The following is a 20759-nucleotide window of genomic DNA, read 5'->3' as shown; positions in this document are numbered from 1 at the left end:
GTGCTACCTGATGGTTTACCCTATGTGACGTCCTGCGCGGCGTGCCGTTTCCCTCGAGTCTGTGGGGAAGAACGAGCCCCACTATCCCACATCTTTACCGGCCCGCCGATAGTCTGGTGGAATGCGAAGCATGCTGCGATGGGGATCAGGGCGGATAGCGCGACTCGATCGGGCGGCGGTCCGAGCAGTCTCGCGGCGGCCGGAGGGCTCGCATGACGCCGTTCTGAAAAACCTCTCGGAGGCCGCCACCAAGGGCAAGCTATGGTTTGCCGTAGCTGGAGTTTGCGCGGCATTTCCCGGTAAACCCCGCAACGCGGCGATCCACGGGCTCCTGGCCCTTGGCGTTGCGTCGGCCGTCACCAATCTGGGTTTCAAGACGCTGCTTCCTCGGGCGCGGCCGTTGCCCGAACTCCTTCCGGCTTTTCGCTTTGTCAACCCGCAGCCCACCAGTTCCTCGATGCCTTCGGGCCATTCGGCGTCTGCCGTTGCCTTCACTCTTGGCGTCGCGCTGGTGTATCCCCGTCTTGGTGTAGCTCTTGCCCCGGTTGCGGCAGGTGTGGCGTATTCCCGGGTTCATACAGGCGCCCACTGGCCCTCCGACGTCGTGCTCGGCTCGGCGATCGGGGCCGGAGCGGCACTCCTGACCCGAAAGTGGTGGCCGGCCAGACCTCCCGTTCCGGACACAGACCGTTCACCGGCCGATGCCCCCGCAGTCGGCGACGGCGAGGGGCTAAGCATTGCGGTCAACGCCCTCGGCGGTTCCTACTCGCCGGACACCGAGACGCAGCTTCGGGAAATATTCCCCAAGTCGCATATAAGCCTGATTTCCGATGGTGATGACGTGGTTGCAGAAATCCGGACCGCAGCAGGGCGGCCCGGGACGAAGGCCTTGGGCGTGTGGGGCGGCGACGGAACGGTCGGCACTGCCGCGGCGGCCGCCGTCGAGCACTCACTGCCCTTACTGGTGCTGCCCGGCGGAACGCTGAACCATTTCGCACGTGATGTAGACGCCCGATCGCTGGAAGGGGCCCTACAGGCCGCCAAAACGGGAGCAGCGGCATGGACAGACCTGGGCCATGTGAGCGCGGGCAGGGGCGTCGATGGCAAGGACGAGACCACCGAGCTCATCATGCTCAATACGGCAAGCATCGGTGTCTACCCCAACCTGGTGCGGCGACGCGAACGGCTGCAGCCCGCCATGGGGAAGCCCCTCGCGGGACTCGTCGCAGGCTTGCGCACCTTCGGCGCGGCAACGCCGACCACCCTCCGGATCAACGGCATCCCCCACAAGTTGTGGATCCTCTACTTGGGCCGTGGCCGCTACTACCCGCGGGACCTGGCACCGCTGACGCGTCCTGTGCTTGACGACGGCGTGTTGGACATCCGCATGGTCACGGCCGATGAGCCTTTTGCGCGGCTGCGTCTGCTGTGGGCGGTCCTCACCGGAACCGTGGGTACCTCCAAGGTGACCCACCTCAGCGAGGCTGCGGAGCTCAGCATCGAAGCGATCGGAGAACCGCTAGTGATTGCGGTCGACGGCGAGCCGTTGCCTGGTGTGCGGACCGCGGAGTTCACTGTCAAGCGCCGGGCGCTGCGCGTGTATTCGCCGCTTTACTAGAGTTTCCGAGCGCTTTCCTGGTGCCCGGGAAGACCTGGCCGCTGCCGGGATCATCCATAGGGACTACCCTGAGCGGCCCCTGAATCATCCCTGAGACCGGCGTATTCCGTCATGCCGGTGGCTAGCGTTGTACTTACAGTCACCACCTAGCTGCAGCAAGCGGAGGGAACGCTTCCATGATTGAGGCAACAGGCTTGAGGAAGGTCTACGGCGCAAAGACAGCCGTGGACGGAATCAGCTTCACCGTACAGCCCGGGAAAGTCACGGGCTTCCTTGGCCCGAACGGCGCCGGCAAGTCCACCACCATGCGCATGATCATGGGTCTCGACCGTCCGACGTCGGGCGACGTCATCGTCAACGGCCGGCATTACTCCCAGCACAAAGCCCCGCTCCACGAAGTGGGAGCGCTGCTCGATGCCAAGGCGGTGCACACCAGCCGCAGCGCGTACAACCACCTGCGCGCCATGGCTGCCACCCACGGGATTCCGAACTCGCGCGTTGAGGAAGTCATCGAGATGACCGGCCTCACCGCAGTTGCCAAGAAGAAGGCCGGAGGGTTCTCCCTCGGGATGGGCCAGCGGCTTGGCATCGCCAACGCACTCCTGGGTGATCCCCAGACGCTCATCCTCGACGAACCGGTCAACGGACTGGATCCTGAGGGCGTCCAGTGGGTCAGGAACCTTGCGCGCTACCTGGCAAGCCAGGGCAAGACCATCTTCATTTCCAGCCACCTCATGTCCGAGATGGCCCAGACCGCGGACCACCTCATAGTGATCGGTCGCGGCAGGATCATCGCAGACACCACGGTGGATGCGCTGATTGAGAGCCAGTCCCGCAAGCGCACTTTGGTCCGTACCTCGGAGACCACCCGCTTGTCCGAGTTGCTGGCCCGCGACGGCGTCCGGGTGGAGCAGAACGAACGTGAAACCCTGGAGGTGTACGGAGTGGAGCCGCTCCGCATCGCCGAGCTCGCCCTCGACAACCGGGTACTGGTTTACGAGCTCACTCCACTCACGTCATCACTGGAAGAGGCCTACTTCCAGCTGACCAAGGACGAGGTGGAATACCACTCGCACATCACCGGCGGACCGGCAGCACCAGGCGGGCCGGTGGACGGAAGCCCCGCCGGCGTCGGCGCCACCTCCGCTGCCACCATGGAAGGGATCCAGTCATGAGCACCACCACCATCAGCAAGAAACCTGCGATCCCGTCAGCCGCGACCGGTGGCGTCACTTTCCTCCGGGTACTGAACTCCGAATCCATCAAGTTCCGGACCCTCATGAGCACCAAGATCCTTTTGGTCCTCACTTTCGTGGCCATTGTCGGCATCGGCCTGCTGTCCGCCCTGGTCCGCTGGAACTTCATCAACCAGATGGTCGAAGTCGGCCGGCAGGGTCATAAGGAAACGGTGCAGCAAGCCGTTGACTCCTTCCCGCCGGGATCGGGGTTCAGCCTCTACAACCTGCCGAATGCCGGACTCAACATCGGCATCCTGGTCATGGGATCCCTGGCCGTGCTCTTCATTGCTTCTGAGTACGCTACCGGCATGATCCGGTCAACCATGAACGCGGCTCCGGGACGGCTCTCCACCTTCGGTGCCAAAGCCGTAGTCCTGGTTGTGGTGTCCTACGTCCTTTCGGTAGTGGCCGGCGTCGTGACTTTCCTGTTGGCCTCACCGATGTTCGCCAACTTTGGCCTTGATCTCGGCTGGAACACGGACGGTGTCCTCTACAGCGTTTTCACCGGCGGCCTGTACGTCTCAGGGGTCGCGCTGATCGGCCTTTCGCTCGGAACACTGCTGAAGAACCCGGCCGGCGGCATCACCGTCCTGGTAGGCATCATGTTCGTCCTCCCGTTCGCCGGCCAATTCCTCGGCTTCGCACCGGGAGACTTCTGGAAGTACGTCCCCCAGTACCTGCCCAGTGAGGCCGGCGGCCGCTTCTTGTCGATCGGCCACGTGGACGGCAACCTGGATCCATGGGCGGGCGGCCTCGTGTTCCTTGGCTATGTCATCTTGTTCATGGTTCCTGCCCTCATCGTGCTCAAGAAGCGCGACGTCTGATTCGCGATCGTCTGACGATCCAAGCGCACCCACTCCAGGCAAGGCCACTAGGCTCAAGCCATGAGTGAAGAGTTGCCAGCCCAGGACGCATCGGCCCACGTGGCCGATGCGTCCTTCGCTGAAATCACCCTGCGCCGCCGTGGCAGGATCCGCCGCTATCTCTTTCAACACCCACGGGTCATGGATGCAGTGGTGGTGCTGTGCTATTCGCTTTTGGCGCTGGCCACCTTCATCAGCTCGATCGTGGACGGCAAGTGGTTCGCCGCCGCGCTGCTGGTCGCCATTGCCGCCATCTTGTTCCTTCGACGCCGCAACCCGCTGAGTGTCACTGCCGCCGTTGCGGTCCTCGAAGTGGCCGTGACGCTGCTGAATCCCTGGGGTTCGAACGTCTCGGCAGGACTGTGGTTTGCGCTGTACGCGGTGGCCGTGACGAGGGCCCGGACCTTCGCGTTGACTGTGTTTGGGGCGGCGAGCCTGCCGCTGACGCTCGTGTATCTCTTCATGTGGACCAGTCCGGCGGCCCCGGCCAACGGAGAGGCGATTCCGGAGAATTTCCACCTCATCAGCAACATCACCGCCGCGGCCAGCATTCTGTTGTCCAACCTGATCGCCACCGGCATCGGCATTTCGGTGCGGCAGCGGCGTGAACATGAGAGCGAAATCAGGGCCTGGGCTGCACGCACGGCCCGCTTGGGTTCGGTCACCGAACGCAACCGGATCGCCCGGGAGATGCACGACGTCGTAGCCCACTCCCTGACGGTCATGATCAGCCTCTCGGACGGCGCCGCCGTCGTGGTCAAGAAGGATCCGGAGCGCGCCGGTGAGGTGCTCGGCGAACTCTCCCGCACCGGCAGGACTGCGCTGGCCGACATGCGCCGCGTACTCGGTGTGCTGCGGGAAGACTCTGCGCGCCCTGCGCCTTTGGAGCCCCTGGTTTCCGGGCATGACTTAAGCAAGCTGCTCGATGGATTCCGGACGGCAGGACTGCCGTTGCACTATTCGCACACGGGCCCTGCCCTTCCTGAAGACCCGGCGTTCCAGCTCACCGTCTACCGGATCGTGCAGGAATCCCTGACAAACGTGCTCAGGTACGGCCGTTCCTCGAGCCAAGTGGATGTGAGGATCGTGCGGGATGGCGACTCGGTCACCATTGAAGTGCTCGACGACGGCCGGGGCTCCCGGGATCCGGGCACCGAAGAGGCGGTCCTGGGAACGGGCCAAGGCATCGCGGGGATGCGTGAACGTGCGGGAATCTATGCTGGAACGGTGGATGCCGGTCCTGGAATACACGGCGGGTGGCGCGTTCATGCGGAGCTGAACTGGAATGGCGACAAGGGGAAATCATGACTGACAATGCTCCCATCAGGGTTCTGCTGGTGGACGACCAGCCCTTGCTGCGCATGGGATTTCGGCTGATCCTGGAAGGCGAAGACGATCTCGAGGTCGTAGGCGAAGCCTCCGACGGCGCCGAAGCAGTCCGGAAGGTCGAGGAACTGGAACCGGACGTGGTGCTCATGGACGTCCGGATGCCTGCCGTGGATGGAATTGAAGCCACACGGCGGATCACGGCCTCGGCGTCCAACGCCAGGATCATCATCCTGACTACTTTCGACCTCGATGAATATGCCTTCTCAGGCCTCCAGGCAGGGGCCTCCGCGTTCCTGCTGAAGGATGTTGCGCCTGCGGAGTTGGTCCAGGGCGTCCGGCTCGTGGCCAGCGGCGACGCCGTGGTGGCTCCGCGGGTCACCCAGCGGCTCCTGGAGACCTACGTCCGCGGGGGTCGCGTGCCCGGCCAGGCCACAGCCCAGGCCCGCGATCCGCTGCTCGAAGAATTGACGCCCCGCGAAACCGAGATGCTGGAGGCTATCGCGGGAGGGCTGTCCAACGCGGAAATCGCCCACAAGTTCTTTCTTTCCGAGGCAACGGTCAAGACCCACGTCCGTCGGATCCTCACCAAGCTGCACCTGCGGGATAGGGTCCAGGTGGTGGTCTACGCCTACGAAACAGGACTCGTGGTCCCGAGCAACCCGGATTACTAACGTCAGTCTGAGCTCTATTTGGCCGCTTAGCTTGAAATGGGGCGGAACTGCGGATTCTCTCCGTCATGGATTTCCTGGATAACCCTGTCAGGCATTGGGGCGCTCCGCTATGGTATGGCTCATGGGGGAACCGCGGAGCGAAGTTGTTGGGCAAAGTAACCAAGCTGCTTCTCGCCTGGGGCCTGAAGCGCCGGGCAAGTTCTGGATGCTGGCGTGGTTGGCGTTCCTTCCGTTTGCCTTGATTCGATCCGAAAACCTCGCCGAGTCAGATACATTTTGGCAGGTCCGCACGGGGCTCCTTACGATCGCCGAAGGTCGAATTCCCTCAGTGGATCCGTTTTCGTGGACCGTCAGCGGAAAACCCTGGACGCTAAACTCGTGGGCTTTCAACGTCGTCCTCGGTTTCTCTTACGAAGCGGCCGGTTTGGTGGGTGTTGCTCTTATCTGCGCATGCTTCGTCGCCGTCATCGGTGGACTGGTGCTCCTTCTCGCCCGGCGACTGGGAGCAGCGCCGGTACTGTCCGCTTGGGTGCTTCTGATTGGAGTGCCATTGTTGACATTGTTCTTGTCGGCGCGGCCCCAGCTCGTGGATTACATTGCCGTCCTGGCACTCGTGATGTTCCTACAGCGGCTGGTTGAGGTACCTAAACCGGTTTGGCCGCTCATTGCTATCGCCGTCCTGACGACTCTTTGGGTCAACTTGCACGCGGGAGCTTTACTGGGCGTGGCAATTGTGGGTGCCAGTGCCCTTTTGGTGTTCTTGAGACGAAGCACGCGGAGCCGATCAGGCTGGTTCCTGGCAGCGCTACTAGTAACAATGCTTTGCTCACTCGTAAATCCTTACGGCGCAGGGCTGCTCGCCCAAACGCTGCAAGTAAAGAGTGAATCGGCAGTCATTACCGAATGGCAGCCATTCAACCCGGCTGATCCGTTGCAGCTTGTTATGTTCGCCATCGGTCTTCTCGGGCTTGGCGTTGCGGCACGCCGAGGAGACCCGGTATTCACGGCCGCTATCGGAGTTGCGGTCTGCGGATCAGTGGCTGCAATGCGCGTCCTTCCAATCCTTGTCTTGCTTGCGTTGCCGGTTCTGGCGGCGTTTGCGTCACACGAGGTGGTGTTGCGCTACTTTGCCAGTCGCCGACGGTTGTTTTTCCAAGGTGCCACCGCCGTCCTCGTGATCGCTGTAGGGCTAGCAGTTTTCAATCTCCCTTTCTTCGGCCGTCCGGATCCGGCGCATTTTCCTCGCACAGCCATCAAGGCCATTCCGGCTGGTTGCAAGTTGTTCAACGAATACCAGCTGGGCGGACTGGTCATCTTGGAAAGGCCCGATGTGCCAGTGTCCATTGATTCGCGAAACGATCTCTATGGCGCGGAGCGGGTTACACAATCCTTGCGTGTCCTCGATGGCCAAGGGGACCTGAACGAAGGGCTGAGCGGTGCGGACTGCGTCCTGGTCCCTCCCGCTACCGGGCTGGCCCGCTGGCTAAACACAAACCCCGGCTGGGTCCTCAAATCAGCCGAACCCACAGCAGAATTGTTCATCCGACGTTGAACGCCGGGCCGGCAAATCCGCGGCCGCGGCTAGACTCGAAGCCATGCCTTCGAACTCCGCTGCAGCACACATCCAGGACCTTGGCGCGTATGTGAGCGCATCGCCGTCGAGCTTCCACGCCGTACACGAGGCCGCGCGCCGCCTCGATGCGGCAGGTTTCACGGCCCTTGATGAACTTCTGCCATGGGAGGGCGGGGCTGGCAGCTTCTACGTGATGCGGGATGGCGCCCTCATCGCATGGGTGACGCCGGAAGGCGCAACTCCGACCACGGCGTTCAATATCCTCGGCGCCCACACGGATTCTCCGTCCTTCAAGCTCAAGCCCAAGCCGACGACAGGCAAGTTCGGCTGGCTCCAGGCCGGCGTGGAGGTCTACGGTGGCCCTTTGTTGAACTCCTGGCTGGATCGTGAGCTTCGGCTCGCGGGCCGGCTCGTGATGCTGGACGGCACCCAGCACCTCACAGCTACCGGACCGCTCCTGCGCTTCCCGCAGTTGGCCATCCACCTGGACCGGGCTGTCAATGACGGCCTCACGCTCGACAAGCAACAGCACATGAACCCGGTATTCGGCCTCGGCGATCCCGCTTCCGCAGACGTACTGGCAATCCTGGCGGACTCTGTGTCCGGGACTTCTGTGGATCCGGCCCAGATCGGCGGCTACGACATCGTCGTCGCGGATACCCAGGCGCCTGAGCAGTTCGGTGCCAAGGGCGAGTTCTTCGCTTCAGGACGGCTCGACAACCTCTCTTCAACCCACGCAGGGCTCGCGGCACTCATTGCGCACGCAACCGCTGGTGCGCCGACCGCCGGCCCCATCGCCGTCCTGGCGGCCTTCGACCACGAAGAAATCGGCTCGGCCTCGCGCTCCGGGGCCTGCGGACCGATCCTCGAAGACATCCTCACCCGGATCTCTGACGGATTGGGCGCAACGGGGAGTCAACGGCGCCAGGCGTTGTCGGCGTCGTTCTGTGTTTCCGCGGATGCCGGCCACGCCGTCCACCCCAACTACCCCGAGCGGCACGATCCCGCCAACCGGCCCATCCTCAATGGCGGACCGCTCCTGAAGATCAACGCCAACCAGCGTTACGCCACGGACGCCACCGGCGCGGCATTCTGGGCCCGGCTCTGCGGCGAGGCGGGTATCCCCTACCAGGAGTTCGTCTCCAACAACGATGTCCCGTGCGGCTCCACCATCGGTCCGCTGACGGCCACCCGCCTGGGGATCCGGACGGTCGACGTCGGCGTGCCCCTTTTGTCGATGCACTCGGCACGCGAGCTATGCGGCGTTGAAGACCCGCGCCACCTGGCCGCGGTGACGGAGTTGTTCTTCCGGACGGCGATCTAGCTCAGGACGCCAGGCTCACTACGAGGTTGATGGTGGTGGCCAGGATCCCGACGCCGAAAACGTAGGCAAGCAGGCTGTGCCGCAAAGCGGCGGACCGCATTGCCCTGGTGGTGATCGACGTGTCCGAGACCTGGTAGGTCATCCCGAGGCTGAACGCCATGTAGGCGAAGTCCGTGTATTGCGGCGGTTCTTTTTGGTTGAATTCGATGCCGCCGGGCGGATCGGACGTGTAGTACACCTCGGCATAGCGCAAGGTGAAGAGGGTGTGCACCAGGAGCCACGACGCCACCGCACCGACGAGGGCCAGCAGGGCGAGCATGAATTTGTCGACGCCGTGCGCGTCCTTTGCTCCGAACATCACCAGGACGAAGGCTGCGAGGGAGCCGACGGCGGCACACAGGATCAGGAGGTCGGCCGTGGAGCGCCGTGGATCTTCTTCCCTGGCATGGCTTCTCGTCTGATCGGCCTTCATCGGAGTGATGACTGTCCACACGAAGATGTTGTAGACCGCCGCGGCCACTGCCCAGCCCGCCGCGGGCGCGTAGATCCACTGCCCCCAAATTCCGGTCGCTACCGCGGCAGCGATGCCGGTGACGATCATCAGCAAGAATCGCAATCGGGAACGTTTGGCACGGGCAGACTTCGGACGTTGGTTCTTCGCTGCGGCGTTCATAGTCAGATCATGGCACGGGGGTTGGCCGGCCCCGGCGTCACGCCACGCAGACTTTTAGCGTCCGGCGTGGAAGTTTGGCGCGGAAATCCGGGGGATCCCGACGTCGGACGGTCCAGAAAGTTGCACAGCGTGACGGCTCAACTTCCCGGCTTAGCTGCGTTGACGGCTTAGCTGCCCGGCCGGGGCGCGAACATGATGACGGCCACGCCGAAGATGCAGATCACCGCGCCGATGACGTCCCAACGGTCCGGGCGGAATCCGTCCATGAGCATTCCCCAAGCCAACGACCCGGCGATGAACACCCCGCCGTAAGCTGCAAGCACGCGGCCGAAGTGTGCGTCAGGCTGGAAAGCTGCCACGAAACCGTAAATACCCAAGGCTGCGATACCGAGGCCTGCCCACCACCACGGTTTAGCCTCCTTGACTGATTGCCACACGAGCCAGGCCCCGCCGATCTCGGCGATGGCCGCGAGGATAAAGAGTGCGACGGATTTGAGGACGGTCATGGGTTCAGTCTGCCCGAGCCTGGAAAGTTATCCACATACGCGACCCCGTGCATTCCACGTCGCCGACACGCCGAATAGGCTTAGAGGCGGGAAATGGACTAAGATATTGAAGTCTGTGCTGCGCCCTGCTCCCGCTTCTGGAAGCGGTCAGCAGCACTGTTCATCGCAAATGAACCTCCTGTTACGGAAATGCCGTAACCGCTTAGCCCAAAGGAGGTGGGTTCACATATGCGTCCTTACGAATTGATGGTAATCATCGACCCCGAGGTCGAAGAGCGTACCGTAGAGCCGTCGCTTCAGAAGTTCCTGAATGTCATCACCACCGATGGTGGAACCATCGAAAAGGTTGACATCTGGGGCCGCCGTCGCCTCGCTTACGACATCAAGAAGAAGTCCGAAGGTATCTACGCAGTGGTGAACTTCACCGCCAAGCCGGAAACCGCCAAGGAACTTGACCGCCAGCTGAGTCTCAATGAGACCATCATGCGCACCAAGATCACCCGCCCCGAAGAGCAGAAGGTCGTTGCTGAGTAATTTCAGCTCCAGGCTTTCATTCTTTACCCCGCAGGAACGAACAAGGAGGCAGTAGATGGCAGGCGAAACCACTATTACGGTCATCGGTAATCTCACCAATGACCCCGAACTGCGGTTCACACCGTCAGGCTCGGCGGTAGCGAACTTCACCATCGCTTCTACTCCCCGGACCTTCGACCGCCAGTCCAATGAGTGGAAGGACGGGGAAACCCTGTTCCTTCGCGCATCGGTATGGCGCGAAGCAGCTGAAAACGTCGCCGAATCCCTCACCAAGGGTATGCGCGTGATCGTTTCCGGCCGACTGAAGAGCCGTTCCTACGAAACCAAGGAAGGCGAGAAGCGCACCGTTATCGAGCTCGAAGTCGATGAAATCGGCCCGAGCCTGCGTTACGCCAACGCCAAGGTCAACCGCACCCAGCGCTCCGGCGGTCAGGGTGGTCAGGGCGGCTTCGGCGGCGGCAACAACAGCGGCGGCTTCGGAGGTGGCGGCGCTGGTGCAAACCAGGGCGGCAACTCCGGCGGAACATGGGGCGGCGGCCAATCCGCACCGCAGGAAGACCCCTGGGCTACCCCGGGCGTCAGCAATGCGGGTGGATGGGGCAACGGCCCGGATTCCGAACCTCCCTTCTAAATACTCATAAAAGTTCGACGCCGGAACCCGCCGGACGTGCCGCGAGGCACCCGGGTGGCGACCGCCGTCGAGCACCACCATCCCGTGGATCCATTCCACGGGCTCCATAGAAAAGGAGCTCCACGATGGCTAAGGCTGAACTCCGTAAGCCCAAACCAAAGTCCAACCCCTTGAAGGCCGCTGACATCACCGTCATCGACTACAAGGACGTAGCATTGCTGCGCAAGTTCATCTCCGACCGCGGAAAGATCCGCGCTCGTCGCGTCACTGGCGTCACGGTGCAGGAACAGCGCAAAATCGCCCAGGCAATCAAGAACGCCCGCGAAGTTGCTCTGCTGCCTTACTCCGGCGCTGGCCGCGGCTAAGGAAGGGATTAACTAACATGGCAAAGCTCATTCTGACCCACGAAGTAACCGGTCTCGGTGCTGCTGGCGATGTTGTCGAGGTCAAGGACGGTTACGCACGTAACTTCCTGCTGCCCCGCGGCTTCGCTCTGACCTGGACCAAGGGTGGCGAGAAGCAGGTTGAGTCCATCAAGGCTGCCCGCGCTGCTCGTGCCCACGCTTCGGTTGAAGCTGCACAGGCCCAGGCTTCTGCGCTTTCTTCCAAGAAGGTCAAGCTCGTAGTGAAGGCCGGCGAGTCCGGTCGTCTCTTCGGCACCGTCAAGCCGGCTGATGTCGCTGCTGCAGTTGAGGCCGCTGGCCTCGGCTCCATCGACAAGCGCAACGTTGAACTGCCGAACCACATCAAGTCACTTGGTTCGTACCAGGCCAACGTCCGCCTGCACGAGGACGTTTCCGCTGTCATCGACCTCGAGGTCGTTGCAGGGAAATAATCTCTGACGTAGCTCGAAGGACCCCCGTCCCCGGTTTCCGGAGGCGGGGGTCCTTTGCTTTACGCGGTTTCCGGGCGCGCGAACTGGCAGTAGATGCCCTCTGGCGGCCTCGCTAGGGGCATTAATTGCCAGTTCGCGCTAAGGAAGACGGGGGAACTTGATAGCCTGCAGCGGTGACCCTTGAAACCATGCGCACCAGGCCCTTCTCGCAAGTGGATGTCTTCACTGACGTGCCGTACCTCGGCAATCCGCTTGCAGTCGTCGTCGACGCTGAAGGGCTGAGCGCGGAGCAGATGCAGCACTTTGCAAACTGGACCAACCTCTCTGAAACCACTTTCCTGCTGCCGCCGAGTGATCCTGCGGCCGACTACCGCGTCCGGATCTTCACCGGCAGCGAGGAATTTCCTTTCGCGGGGCATCCGACGCTCGGCTCGGCGCATGCGTGGCTGGCGTCCGGGGGAGTGCCGAAGCAGGAAGGGATGCTGGTCCAGGAATGTGGCGCAGGCTTGGTCAAGGTAAAGCTCGACGGCGGCCGCCTCGCCTTCGCTGCGCCGCCACTGACCCGCTTCGGGCCCGTGGGAGAGGCGATCATGGAACAGTTGGCCGCCGGACTCCGCCTGCCCCGAACCGCACTCTCGGATGCCTCGTGGCTGGTCAACGGCCCGCAATGGATTGGTGTGCTGCTCGAATCGGCCGAACAGGTCCTCGCCCTCGAGCCGGACCTTACGGCTTTGGGGGAGCTGAAGGTTGGTGTGATCGGTCCCCATGAACCGGGTGCCGGCGTCGATTTCGAGGTCCGGACGTTCATTCCGGGAGACGCCATGGTGGAGGACCCCGTGACTGGAAGCTTCAATGCGGGAGCCGCCCAGTGGCTGATCGGCAGCGGCCGGGCTCCGGAACAATACGTCGCCGCGCAGGGTACGGTGCTGGGCCGGGCGGGACGCATCTACGTCAGAGCGGAAGACGGCGAGATCTGGGTAGGCGGGAGCTCGGTCATGTGTATCCAGGGAACCGTCCGGTTGTAGCAGGGGAATAAAAGGGGCGGGGGCACGGTTTGGGAGTATAGATGCAAACGCATGTACTCTGGTTTGAAGCCATCGAACCGCCCAGCAACAGGAGATCGCCATGGAGACCCGCCGCATAACCGTCCTTTCCGCCGGACTTGGCGTACCGTCGTCGAGCAGGCTTCTTGCAGACCAGCTCGCCGCGTCGGCCAAGCGCCAGCTGGGCGACGCCGGGTACGAGGTGCGGGTGGACGTTATCGAACTCCGGGACCTGGCGGTGGATATCGCGAACAACTTCGTCACCGGCTATGCTGCACCGCGCCTCGCGGAAGTGATCGCCGGCGTCGAGGATTCCGATGGCATCATCGCCGTCACTCCCGTCTTCAGCGCCTCCTATAGCGGGCTGTTCAAGTCCTTCATCGACGTGCTGGACCCCAAGTCCCTGGACGGCAAGGCAGTTCTTCTCGGCGCCACGGGCGGCACCGACCGGCACCAAATGGTGCTCGACTACGCCATGCGTCCGCTCTTCACCTACCTTCGCACCCGGATAACCCAGACGTCCGTTTTCGCCGGGCCCCAGGATTGGGGAAACACCGACGACGGAGCGTCGCCGCTATCGGTCCGCGTGGACCGCGCGGCCGGCGAGCTGACCCGGCTCCTGAGCGGCGAGCAGCCGCAGCGCAAGGCGGACGCCATGGAATCCTTGCCGTTTGAGCAACTCCTCGCGGGGATCACCGCGGGACGCTAGGCAAGCCGGGCTGAGCCGCACCTGGCGCTAGTCGTCGAGCAGCTCGATGAACTCCCGGGCCTGCTTCATGCTGATGTCGGAATGCTTGGTCAGGGCCAACGCTGCGGCTTCGATGTCGCCGCTCTTGGCAAGGGTCCGGATCCGTCCGTAGATCTCGTCATTGAGCATATTGCTGCTCACTTCACGTGTGACGTCGCCCTTGCTGACGATTGCCCGGTAACGGTACGGGAAGTGCTCCGGCTCGTCGTCGTCGGGCATGAGGTCCTGCGGGGCGGGTTCGGGCTTGCGGAAGGGCTGCGGGTGCGCTGCAAGGGCGCCGACGGCGTCCCGTGAGGCACGCAGCCCCTCCCCGGTGGCGCTGAGGTACAGCTTGATGGCCGCCATGGCCTGACCTTGGGCGATCAGGGAATACAGCTGCCGGTGTTGGTCCTCACTGAGCTTCGCGGCGGCCTCGCGGGCCAGCTCCACAGGGTCCACGGCAGCCTTGCCGGTGGCGGCATTCTCGCGAAGTTCCGCGGAGCGGCGGGAGAGCACGCGGCTGATCACCAGCACGCCGACGACGACGGCCGCCAGGATCAAGACCGGAACGAGTAGGGATGACATGCGCTAAAGCCGATCTATGTAGTTCTTGGCGGTCAACAAGTCCGAGTGGGTTTGCTGGCGCAGGAGCTTGATCGCCTGGATCTTCTGCCCACTGCGGACCATTCCCTGCAATTGCAGGGCGAGCTGTGGATTCAACTGCCCGTTGGGCAGAATGGGGCCGTTGTAGCCGGCCTGGCCGGCCCCCGGACTGGCCCCGACTTGCGCCCTGAGCGCGGCCCGCGACTGGCTGTCCTGCTGAGACTGCTGCTGCGCGTTTTGGCTCGGCCTGGTGGACGCATCGATACGGGCCCTTGCCGCCGTTGCCGCCTGCACTTGGGCGGCCTGGTGGGCTGCCGATCGGGCGGCCAGCTCACGTTGATAGCGCTCGGCGTCGGACAGCCCTGAGTTGCGTGGCTTGAATGCCGCCGTCAGGGCCCAAATCACAGCCACAAGGATGACAACGGGCATTGCGACCAGCAGTACATCCCCAATGGTGAAACCCATACCTAGAGCTTATGTCAGAACGCGGTTATCCACAGCACATTCCTGCTCCGGCATAGCTTCTGAGAGCCGGCTGTCAAATTCCGGGAGAGATTGTGTGGAGTATCACAATTTCGGCATATTTATCCCTCCTGGGGCGCTTGGGTGAGGGGAGAGGTGCGCATTGAGCGAATCGGCCTGTGGATGATCCCCTGGAGAAAATACTTTTGATCCACATGTCTTGAAGAACGTTTCCCCAGTTCAGGGGCCATTTACCGGAAAAAGAATTTCTCTTTCCACAGGGTCATGCACAGACTGTGCACAAGTAGGGGTGTGTATTCCACACTTTATCCACAGGCCCGGCTTGGTGCCTCGGAAAAGCAGGGCTAACGTGGCTGAGTACCTGCTTTAGGTACTTGGAAAACCCCTGTTTCTTGTGGACGGCGCCTTGGTGCCGTCGAAAAGCAGCGCGCCCGCGGACCTGTCTGTGGATAAGTTGTGGAAATCTCGGGGAAACCAAAATTGTCGGTGCCCTACGGAACAGTTTGGACCAGCCGGCATAAACGGCGCGGTCGGAGCAACCCACACCAGGGCATTGGCCTACCGCACCGCCGGGAACAGTTATCTGCGCGGTACACAATGGAGGACGGCTTGTCAGTTACGCACTTGGATTCGATCGAGGGCGGCCGGACATCGGACGCCAGCCGCAAACCTCCCCAGGACATCCCAGCTGAGCAATCGGTTCTCGGCGGCATGATGCTGTCCAAGGACGCCATTGCCGACGTCGTGGAAATTGTCCGCGGCCATGACTTCTACCGCCCGGCCCACGAGACGATCTACGAGTCCATCATCGATCTCTACGGCCGCGGCGAACCTGCCGATGCCGTCACAGTGTCCGATGAGCTGACCAAACGCGGCGAGATCAACAGGATCGGCGGCCCTGCCTACCTGCACGAGCTCATCCAGACCGTGCCCACGGCGGCCAACGCCGGCTACTACGCCGAAATCGTGGCTGAGCGAGCCGTCCTGCGCCGACTCGTCAACGCCGGCACCAAGATCGTCCAGATGGGCTACGGCCAGGACGGCGAGGTGGAAGACCTCGTCAACCAGGCCCAGGCCGAGATCTATGCCGTGGCCGAACGCCGCACGGCGGAAGACTACGTGGCGCTCAAGGACGTCATGGAATCCACCGTTGACGAGATCGAGGCATCCGGCCACCGCGGAGAAGGCATGACGGGTGTCCCCACCGGGTTCTATGAACTCGATGAGCTCACCCACGGCCTGCACCCGGGTCAGATGATCGTCATCGCCGCGCGCCCCGCCGTCGGTAAGTCCACGTTCGCGCTTGACTTCGCCCGTTCCGCTGCCATCAAGCACAACCTCGCCACCGTGATGTTCTCCCTCGAAATGGGGCGGAACGAAATCGCGATGCGCCTGCTGTCCGCGGAAGCCACCATTGGCCTTCAGGACCTGCGCAAGGGCACCATCAAGGACGAGCAGTGGTCCAAGATCGCCACCACGATGGGCCGCATGAACGATGCGCCATTGTTCATCGATGACAGCCCCAATATGTCCCTCATGGAAATCAGGGCCAAGTGCCGTCGCTTGAAGCAGCAGCACGACCTCAAGCTGGTGATCCTCGACTACCTCCAGCTCATGAGCTCCGGCAAGAAGGTGGAATCCCGCCAGCAGGAAGTCTCCGAATTCTCGCGCGCGCTCAAGCTGTTGGCCAAGGAGTTGCAGGTTCCGGTCATCGCGCTCTCGCAGCTCAACCGTGGATCCGAACAGCGCCAGGACAAGCGGCCCATGGTCTCGGACCTCCGTGAATCCGGTTCCATCGAGCAGGACGCTGACATGGTCATTTTGCTTCACCGCGAGGACGTCTACGACAAAGAATCCCCCCGTGCCGGCGAGGCTGACATCCTCATCGCCAAGCACCGTAACGGGCCCACCAAGGACATCGTGGTTGCCTTCCAGGGGCATTACTCCCGCTTCGCCAACATGGCGGGCGAGACTGGCGGTGGTGGCGGGTTCTAGCCTCAGGCTGGTCAGTGGTGCTGGTCAGTGGTGCGCGGACCCAACGAAGTCCAGGGCATCACGGGCGAGGGCGAGCCATGACTCCTGATCGTCGGCCATAACCGTGAGCCACTCCTTCATCGGACGACCTTTTCCGGCGTCGAACGGCGCCCCGGCTCCGGTCCCGATCAGGGCGCTGACTCGATCTCGTGGCAGCTTCACAACAAGCCTGCCTCCCGAAACCATCGCGAAAATCGAGCCGTGAACCTTCAACGCCGAGGAACCGAATCCATGCTGTCCCGGTTCACCCGGCACGCTCACACCCGGGACACTCCTGAATTCGTCGATTAGTGCGTTGAACCGTTCCTCAGCCAACATGAGGACATCTTCCCGCGCCGGACTTCGCTGCGCCAGACCCGGACGGAACGCCTAACGGCCGTTGAGCAGATGATCCGGCATCCGGTTTCCGGGGGCCCGTCCCCGGATTTCCAGCAATTCGCGGGCGTGGGCGTGAAGGCGCCGGTCCTCGTCGGTTTCCGGTACCCAGGGCGGGATCGGAACGGACGTGCCGGTCTCGTCCCTGGCCACCATGACCGTGAGGCAGTAGGTGGTCAGGTTCATCTCACGGCTCCGGGGGTTTCCGGAGCGCACATGGACTGCAATATGCATGCCCTTGTGGCCTGTATAGACGAGCCGGGCTTCTACTTCCACTACGTCGCCGATCAAGAGCGGGCGATAGAATCGCACGCCGCCGGAGAACACCGCCACGGTGTCCTTGCCGCAATAGCGGGAAGCGCAGACGTAGGCGGCCTCATCGATCCACTTCATGACGATGCCGCCGTGGACCTTCCCTCCCCAGTTCACGTCGGTGGGAGCCGCCATGAAGCGGAGGACAACGCGCTCGGCCGTCCCGGCGTCGGTATATTCCTGTGCGTTCATGGCTTCGACGATCTTTTCCCGCACGGCGATCCGCGCGAGGGCGTTGTCACGATGCTCGATTTCCTCCGGTGTCGACGGTTCGAATTGGGGGACTGGAACGGGGCGGCCGTCGGCACCGACAGCAACGAAGATCACCAGGCACTGGCTGCGCATCGTGGCCGGACCGCCCTTGGGATCGCCTGAAGACACGGTGGTGCGGATGTGCATGGAAGAGCGGCCCGTGTAGACGATGGTCGCCTCCACCTCGACCATGTCTCCGCTGTTCACGGGGTCGGCGAAATGGATGTTGCCGACATATGCCGTGACGCAATAGGACTTCGACCAGCCAACAGCTGCCGCGTACGCCGCCTTGTCCACCCACTCAAGGACTGTGCCGGCGTCGACGGACCCGCTGTGTCCGACGTCGGTGGGGGAGGCCAGGAACCGCAGCGTGACGGAGTGTGAGGGGAGCTCGCTCATGACGTGAGTGTATCGACGGCGTGGATAGTGATGCGCTGTATGACGGCCAGCGACGAGCACGTGGCTCCGCGACGCGCAAATGGGTCCGTGACATGCAAAAGGGCTGGCGACGCCCGAATTCGGGAGTCGCCAGCCCGTTGTGGCATCGCCGGCGCACTTGGGTGTCGCCAGCGAAGCAGCGCACGCGATCCTAGGCGAGAATGCGCAGCTTGGAACCCCTCCGGCCGAAGACGGCGGCGTCTACGGAGATTCGTCCGGCGCCGGTCAGGGCCACGGCCGCCACTGCGGCCGCGAGGGCCAGGACGAGTTCGTATCCGCCCTTGTCGGCAAACAGGCCGGCCGGGGCGTGGACCAGGAACAGGGCGCCGAGCATGTCCAGTGCAAGGAGAGCGGCGAAGACTCGGGTCAGCACGCCCGCGATGAGGGCAATGCCTCCGACAAGTTCGATGCTTGCCACGATCGGGGCCACGACGTCGGCGGCAGGAACGCCCATCTTGCCGAAGGCGGCCTGTGTGCCGGCGATGGTGAACTCATTGAATTTCTGCCAGCCATGCGCGGCGAAGATGAAGCCGACGATGACGCGCAGGACGGTAAGGGCTGTGTTGGTCAGGGTGGACTGGTTCATGTTTTTGCACCGTTTTCGGGTAGCGGTTGGCTGTCGCGAAGCTCCCAAGACCGGAGTCAATTTGTTGAAGCTTCAACTCAAGCCTTTCCGACTTTGCTTGAAGTGTCAAACAAGCGTGACGCAGTGAGACCGCCTCCGCAGTCCCGGCAGACGCTACTGGCCCTTCCGCTTTGCTTCCAACCAGGGCTTCAGGAGCCGCGTGGTGACCGGCAGGAAAATGTAGACCATGAGTGGCGTCAGGATACAGATATTCAACAGAACCTGTAGGGCCAGCGGCCAGCCCAGGACCAAAGGGTGCAGCAGAAAATTGGCCAGCAGGCTCAAGGGAAAGAACGGCAGGAAGATGCTGACGGCTTGCTTCCACCGCGGCGGCACTGCGGTCTCCGGGACAACGAGGTTCACGTCGCCCGGTTGGGAAAACCATCCCTCGATCCCGGAACGTCGCTCCACCCGTGTGATCTCCATGAGCTCGGTGGCGCTTTCGATCCACCATCGGCGCTCTTCGGATTCCTCCCAAGCCTGCAGGGTTTCAGCGTCCGCGAAGCGATAAAGCATGTGCCATTCATCGGAATCGGCCGCCGTGCGCACCCACCCTGAACCCAGGTAGCCGGGCCATTCCCGGGCAAGTTCCTGGCCAGCGTGCGCCCATGCGTTGGCTTGGCGGGTGTAACCGGGAGTGATGGTGCGGGCGACGGAAACGGTGATGGGATGCTCGAGCGACACCTCACCAAGCTACATGCCGGTGCCCCGCTAGGCTGGGAAAGTGCCCCAAACAGTGACCCGTCCCACCACGCCCTCCACTGCCCGCGAGATCCTGCGCCTGGCTGTCCCCGCCTTTGGGGCGCTCATTGCCGAACCCCTCTTCCTTTTGGCTGACTCCGCCATTGTGGGGCACCTTGGCGTCCCTCAACTGGCGGGGGTGGGGCTGGCCTCCACCCTGTTGTACACCGCCGTCGGACTTATGGTGTTTCTGGCTTATTCGACAACTCCCGCTGTGGCGCGGGCCATCGGGCACGGAAAGCTCGCCAAGGCGCTGGCCGCAGGGCGCGACGGCGTCTGGTTGGCGTTGCTGCTGGGTATCGTCCTCGCGGTGGCCGGCTTCTTCGCGGCTGAGCCGCTCGTCGGGCTGCTTGGAGCCGGTGGCGAGGTGCGGGCATACGCCGTCGACTATCTGCGCTGGTCCATGCCAGGGCTCGTCGCCATGCTTTTGATCTTCGCTGGCACCGGCGTCTTGCGCGGACTGCAGGACACCCGCACGCCGTTGGTGGTCGCAACGGCGGGGTTTGCTATCAACATCGCCCTGAATTGGTTCCTTGTCTATGGCCTGCATTTGTCCGTGGCGGGTTCAGCCATCGGCACCAGCATTGCTCAATGGGCCATGGCCGCCGTCTATTTGGTCATGGTGGGACGGAATGCCCGGGGCCACGGCGTTTCGCTGCGCCCGGACTGGCGTGGAATCCGCACGATGACCACCGTGGGTTCATGGCTCATGCTCCGCACCCTCAGCCTGCGCCTGGCTATCCTGGCCACGGTCCTGGTTGTCACTTCCCAAGGATCCGTGAACCTCGCTGCGCATCAGCTCGCGATGACCATTTTCTCTTTCCTCGCCTTCGCCCTGGATGCCTTGGCGATTGCCGCGCAGGCCCTTATCGGCAAGGAACTCGGGGCCTCCCATCCGGCGAGGGCGCGCGAACTCACCCGCACCATGATCCGCTGGGGTGTGGGATTCGGCGTGGTGACCGGCGTGCTCCTGGCAGTCGCCGCTCCGTGGGCCGGCCTTCTCTTTACCTCCGACGCCGGCGTCCAGTCCGCGCTCACCGCGGCACTGTGGGTACTCGCCGTCGGGCAGCCCCTCGCCGGATACGTCTTCGTCCTGGACGGCGTCCTGATCGGCGCGGGCGATGCACGCTACCTGGCGATTGCCGGCGTCGTGAACCTCGCGGTCTACCTGCCGCTGTTGGCGGCAGTCCACCTGACCAGGCCCGACGGCGCGGCGGGGCTCGTGTGGCTCTGGGTCGCGTTCGCGCTGGGCTACATGCTGGCCCGCGGGGTCACTCTGGGGCTGCGCGCCCGCTCCGACAAATGGATGGTCCTCGGTTCGCACTAAACTG

At 63.1% G+C, this 20759-nt stretch carries 23 protein-coding genes; 15 read left to right on the top strand and 8 right to left on the bottom strand.

Going from position 1 to position 20759, the window contains the following annotated elements; genetic code table 11:
- Positions 1–121 precede the first annotated feature (121 nt).
- The 7 genes from ABEA18_RS05170 to ABEA18_RS05140 all read left to right on the top strand — a co-directional run bounded on the left by ABEA18_RS05170 (position 122) and on the right by ABEA18_RS05140 (position 8616).
- Positions 122–1618, top strand: coding sequence for a bifunctional phosphatase PAP2/diacylglycerol kinase family protein (locus tag ABEA18_RS05170; protein WP_345448229.1), 1497 nt, complete (start codon positions 122–124; stop codon positions 1616–1618).
- A gap of 176 nt (positions 1619–1794) precedes the next feature.
- Positions 1795–2793 carry an ABC transporter ATP-binding protein gene (locus ABEA18_RS05165; protein WP_284751038.1) on the top strand — a complete coding sequence of 333 codons (999 nt, stop codon included), beginning with the start codon at positions 1795–1797 and terminating at the stop codon, positions 2791–2793.
- Entirely contained in the window at positions 2790–3680 is an 891-nt protein-coding gene (locus ABEA18_RS05160; RefSeq protein WP_345448228.1) for an ABC transporter permease, read from the top strand. The genes ABEA18_RS05165 and ABEA18_RS05160 overlap by 4 nt, the downstream gene beginning before the upstream one ends.
- A 60-nt stretch (positions 3681–3740) precedes the next feature.
- Complete coding sequence (locus ABEA18_RS05155; protein ID WP_345448227.1) at positions 3741–5027, top strand: sensor histidine kinase; 1287 nt, start codon at positions 3741–3743, stop codon at positions 5025–5027.
- Positions 5024–5719 (top strand): response regulator, encoded by a 696-nt coding sequence (locus tag ABEA18_RS05150; protein WP_345448226.1) that lies wholly within the window; start codon positions 5024–5026, stop codon positions 5717–5719. The genes ABEA18_RS05155 and ABEA18_RS05150 overlap by 4 nt, the downstream gene beginning before the upstream one ends.
- Before the next feature lie 328 nt (positions 5720–6047).
- Complete coding sequence (locus ABEA18_RS05145) at positions 6048–7271, top strand: hypothetical protein (protein ID WP_345448225.1); 1224 nt, start codon at positions 6048–6050, stop codon at positions 7269–7271.
- Between the two features lie 43 nt (positions 7272–7314).
- Positions 7315–8616: a M18 family aminopeptidase gene (locus ABEA18_RS05140; protein WP_345448224.1), complete on the top strand. Its 1302-nt coding sequence runs from the start codon at positions 7315–7317 to the stop codon at positions 8614–8616.
- A gap of 1 nt (position 8617) precedes the next feature.
- On the opposite strand, the gene ABEA18_RS05135 is transcribed toward ABEA18_RS05140, so the two are convergent.
- Together ABEA18_RS05135 and ABEA18_RS05130 are read right to left on the bottom strand one after the other, a co-directional pair.
- Positions 8618–9289 carry a DUF1345 domain-containing protein gene (locus tag ABEA18_RS05135; protein ID WP_345448223.1) on the bottom strand — a complete coding sequence of 224 codons (672 nt, stop codon included), beginning with the start codon at positions 9287–9289 and terminating at the stop codon, positions 8618–8620.
- A gap of 167 nt (positions 9290–9456) precedes the next feature.
- The gene (locus ABEA18_RS05130; protein ID WP_345448222.1) at positions 9457–9795 is read right to left on the bottom strand and encodes a YnfA family protein; all 339 of its coding nucleotides are present in this window, start codon (positions 9793–9795) and stop codon (positions 9457–9459) included.
- 228 nt (positions 9796–10023) lie between these two features.
- Between ABEA18_RS05130 and rpsF the strand changes: the two genes are divergently transcribed.
- From rpsF to ABEA18_RS05100, 6 genes are all read left to right on the top strand, one after another.
- Positions 10024–10329: a 30S ribosomal protein S6 gene (rpsF, locus tag ABEA18_RS05125; RefSeq protein ID WP_028267876.1), complete on the top strand. Its 306-nt coding sequence runs from the start codon at positions 10024–10026 to the stop codon at positions 10327–10329.
- 55 nt (positions 10330–10384) lie between these two features.
- Entirely contained in the window at positions 10385–10960 is a 576-nt protein-coding gene (locus ABEA18_RS05120; RefSeq protein ID WP_078107100.1) for a single-stranded DNA-binding protein, read from the top strand.
- A gap of 125 nt (positions 10961–11085) precedes the next feature.
- On the top strand, positions 11086–11325 hold the full coding sequence (gene rpsR, locus ABEA18_RS05115; RefSeq protein ID WP_003800144.1) for a 30S ribosomal protein S18: 240 nt from the start codon (positions 11086–11088) through the stop codon (positions 11323–11325).
- A 17-nt stretch (positions 11326–11342) separates the two neighbouring features.
- A complete protein-coding gene (rplI, locus tag ABEA18_RS05110) occupies positions 11343–11795 on the top strand; it encodes a 50S ribosomal protein L9 (RefSeq protein ID WP_059388834.1) in 453 nt (150 codons plus the stop codon).
- Between the two features lie 173 nt (positions 11796–11968).
- Entirely contained in the window at positions 11969–12820 is an 852-nt protein-coding gene (locus ABEA18_RS05105) for a PhzF family phenazine biosynthesis protein (RefSeq protein ID WP_345448221.1), read from the top strand.
- 100 nt (positions 12821–12920) lie between these two features.
- The gene (locus tag ABEA18_RS05100; protein WP_345448220.1) at positions 12921–13547 is read left to right on the top strand and encodes an FMN reductase; all 627 of its coding nucleotides are present in this window, start codon (positions 12921–12923) and stop codon (positions 13545–13547) included.
- 27 nt (positions 13548–13574) lie between these two features.
- Here ABEA18_RS05100 and ABEA18_RS05095 read toward each other — a convergent pair whose 3' ends face one another.
- Both ABEA18_RS05095 and ABEA18_RS05090 read right to left on the bottom strand, forming a co-directional pair.
- The gene (locus tag ABEA18_RS05095; protein ID WP_345448219.1) at positions 13575–14150 is read right to left on the bottom strand and encodes a hypothetical protein; all 576 of its coding nucleotides are present in this window, start codon (positions 14148–14150) and stop codon (positions 13575–13577) included.
- A gap of 3 nt (positions 14151–14153) precedes the next feature.
- On the bottom strand, positions 14154–14633 hold the full coding sequence (locus ABEA18_RS05090; RefSeq protein ID WP_345448218.1) for a hypothetical protein: 480 nt from the start codon (positions 14631–14633) through the stop codon (positions 14154–14156).
- Between the two features lie 627 nt (positions 14634–15260).
- Here ABEA18_RS05090 and dnaB point away from each other — a divergent pair.
- The gene (dnaB, locus tag ABEA18_RS05085) at positions 15261–16646 is read left to right on the top strand and encodes a replicative DNA helicase (RefSeq protein WP_345448217.1); all 1386 of its coding nucleotides are present in this window, start codon (positions 15261–15263) and stop codon (positions 16644–16646) included.
- A 24-nt stretch (positions 16647–16670) separates the two neighbouring features.
- Here the strand turns inward: dnaB and ABEA18_RS05080 are convergent, their stop codons facing one another.
- From ABEA18_RS05080 to ABEA18_RS05065, 4 genes are all read right to left on the bottom strand, one after another.
- The gene (locus tag ABEA18_RS05080) at positions 16671–17003 is read right to left on the bottom strand and encodes a hypothetical protein (protein WP_345448216.1); all 333 of its coding nucleotides are present in this window, start codon (positions 17001–17003) and stop codon (positions 16671–16673) included.
- Between the two features lie 51 nt (positions 17004–17054).
- Entirely contained in the window at positions 17055–18023 is a 969-nt protein-coding gene (locus ABEA18_RS05075) for an acyl-CoA thioesterase (RefSeq protein WP_345448215.1), read from the bottom strand.
- Positions 18024–18213: 190 nt separating this feature from the next.
- On the bottom strand, positions 18214–18648 hold the full coding sequence (locus tag ABEA18_RS05070; protein ID WP_345448214.1) for a DoxX family protein: 435 nt from the start codon (positions 18646–18648) through the stop codon (positions 18214–18216).
- Between the two features lie 153 nt (positions 18649–18801).
- On the bottom strand, positions 18802–19371 hold the full coding sequence (locus tag ABEA18_RS05065) for an antibiotic biosynthesis monooxygenase (RefSeq protein WP_345448213.1): 570 nt from the start codon (positions 19369–19371) through the stop codon (positions 18802–18804).
- 40 nt (positions 19372–19411) lie between these two features.
- Between ABEA18_RS05065 and ABEA18_RS05060 the strand changes: the two genes are divergently transcribed.
- On the top strand, positions 19412–20755 hold the full coding sequence (locus tag ABEA18_RS05060; protein ID WP_345448211.1) for an MATE family efflux transporter: 1344 nt from the start codon (positions 19412–19414) through the stop codon (positions 20753–20755).
- Positions 20756–20759 lie beyond the last annotated feature (4 nt).

This window comes from Arthrobacter gyeryongensis (assembly GCF_039543785.1).
GTDB classification, from domain to species: domain Bacteria; phylum Actinomycetota; class Actinomycetes; order Actinomycetales; family Micrococcaceae; genus Arthrobacter; species Arthrobacter gyeryongensis.
This window is presented reverse-complemented; position numbering and strand designations above follow the sequence as displayed.

Coding starts and splice junctions, on each gene's coding strand:
- ABEA18_RS05170 (WP_345448229.1), top strand. CDS start 122: ATGCGAAGCATGCTGCGATGGGGATCAGGGCGGATAGCGCGACTCGAT.
- ABEA18_RS05070 (WP_345448214.1), bottom strand. CDS start 18,648: ATGAACCAGTCCACCCTGACCAACACAGCCCTTACCGTCCTGCGCGTC.
- ABEA18_RS05075 (WP_345448215.1), bottom strand. CDS start 18,023: ATGAGCGAGCTCCCCTCACACTCCGTCACGCTGCGGTTCCTGGCCTCC.
- rplI (WP_059388834.1), top strand. CDS start 11,343: ATGGCAAAGCTCATTCTGACCCACGAAGTAACCGGTCTCGGTGCTGCT.
- ABEA18_RS05140 (WP_345448224.1), top strand. CDS start 7,315: ATGCCTTCGAACTCCGCTGCAGCACACATCCAGGACCTTGGCGCGTAT.
- ABEA18_RS05095 (WP_345448219.1), bottom strand. CDS start 14,150: ATGTCATCCCTACTCGTTCCGGTCTTGATCCTGGCGGCCGTCGTCGTC.
- rpsR (WP_003800144.1), top strand. CDS start 11,086: ATGGCTAAGGCTGAACTCCGTAAGCCCAAACCAAAGTCCAACCCCTTG.
- ABEA18_RS05155 (WP_345448227.1), top strand. CDS start 3,741: ATGAGTGAAGAGTTGCCAGCCCAGGACGCATCGGCCCACGTGGCCGAT.
- ABEA18_RS05090 (WP_345448218.1), bottom strand. CDS start 14,633: ATGGGTTTCACCATTGGGGATGTACTGCTGGTCGCAATGCCCGTTGTC.
- ABEA18_RS05120 (WP_078107100.1), top strand. CDS start 10,385: ATGGCAGGCGAAACCACTATTACGGTCATCGGTAATCTCACCAATGAC.
- ABEA18_RS05080 (WP_345448216.1), bottom strand. CDS start 17,003: ATGTTGGCTGAGGAACGGTTCAACGCACTAATCGACGAATTCAGGAGT.
- rpsF (WP_028267876.1), top strand. CDS start 10,024: ATGCGTCCTTACGAATTGATGGTAATCATCGACCCCGAGGTCGAAGAG.
- ABEA18_RS05100 (WP_345448220.1), top strand. CDS start 12,921: ATGGAGACCCGCCGCATAACCGTCCTTTCCGCCGGACTTGGCGTACCG.
- ABEA18_RS05150 (WP_345448226.1), top strand. CDS start 5,024: ATGACTGACAATGCTCCCATCAGGGTTCTGCTGGTGGACGACCAGCCC.
- ABEA18_RS05160 (WP_345448228.1), top strand. CDS start 2,790: ATGAGCACCACCACCATCAGCAAGAAACCTGCGATCCCGTCAGCCGCG.
- ABEA18_RS05135 (WP_345448223.1), bottom strand. CDS start 9,289: ATGAACGCCGCAGCGAAGAACCAACGTCCGAAGTCTGCCCGTGCCAAA.
- ABEA18_RS05130 (WP_345448222.1), bottom strand. CDS start 9,795: ATGACCGTCCTCAAATCCGTCGCACTCTTTATCCTCGCGGCCATCGCC.
- ABEA18_RS05165 (WP_284751038.1), top strand. CDS start 1,795: ATGATTGAGGCAACAGGCTTGAGGAAGGTCTACGGCGCAAAGACAGCC.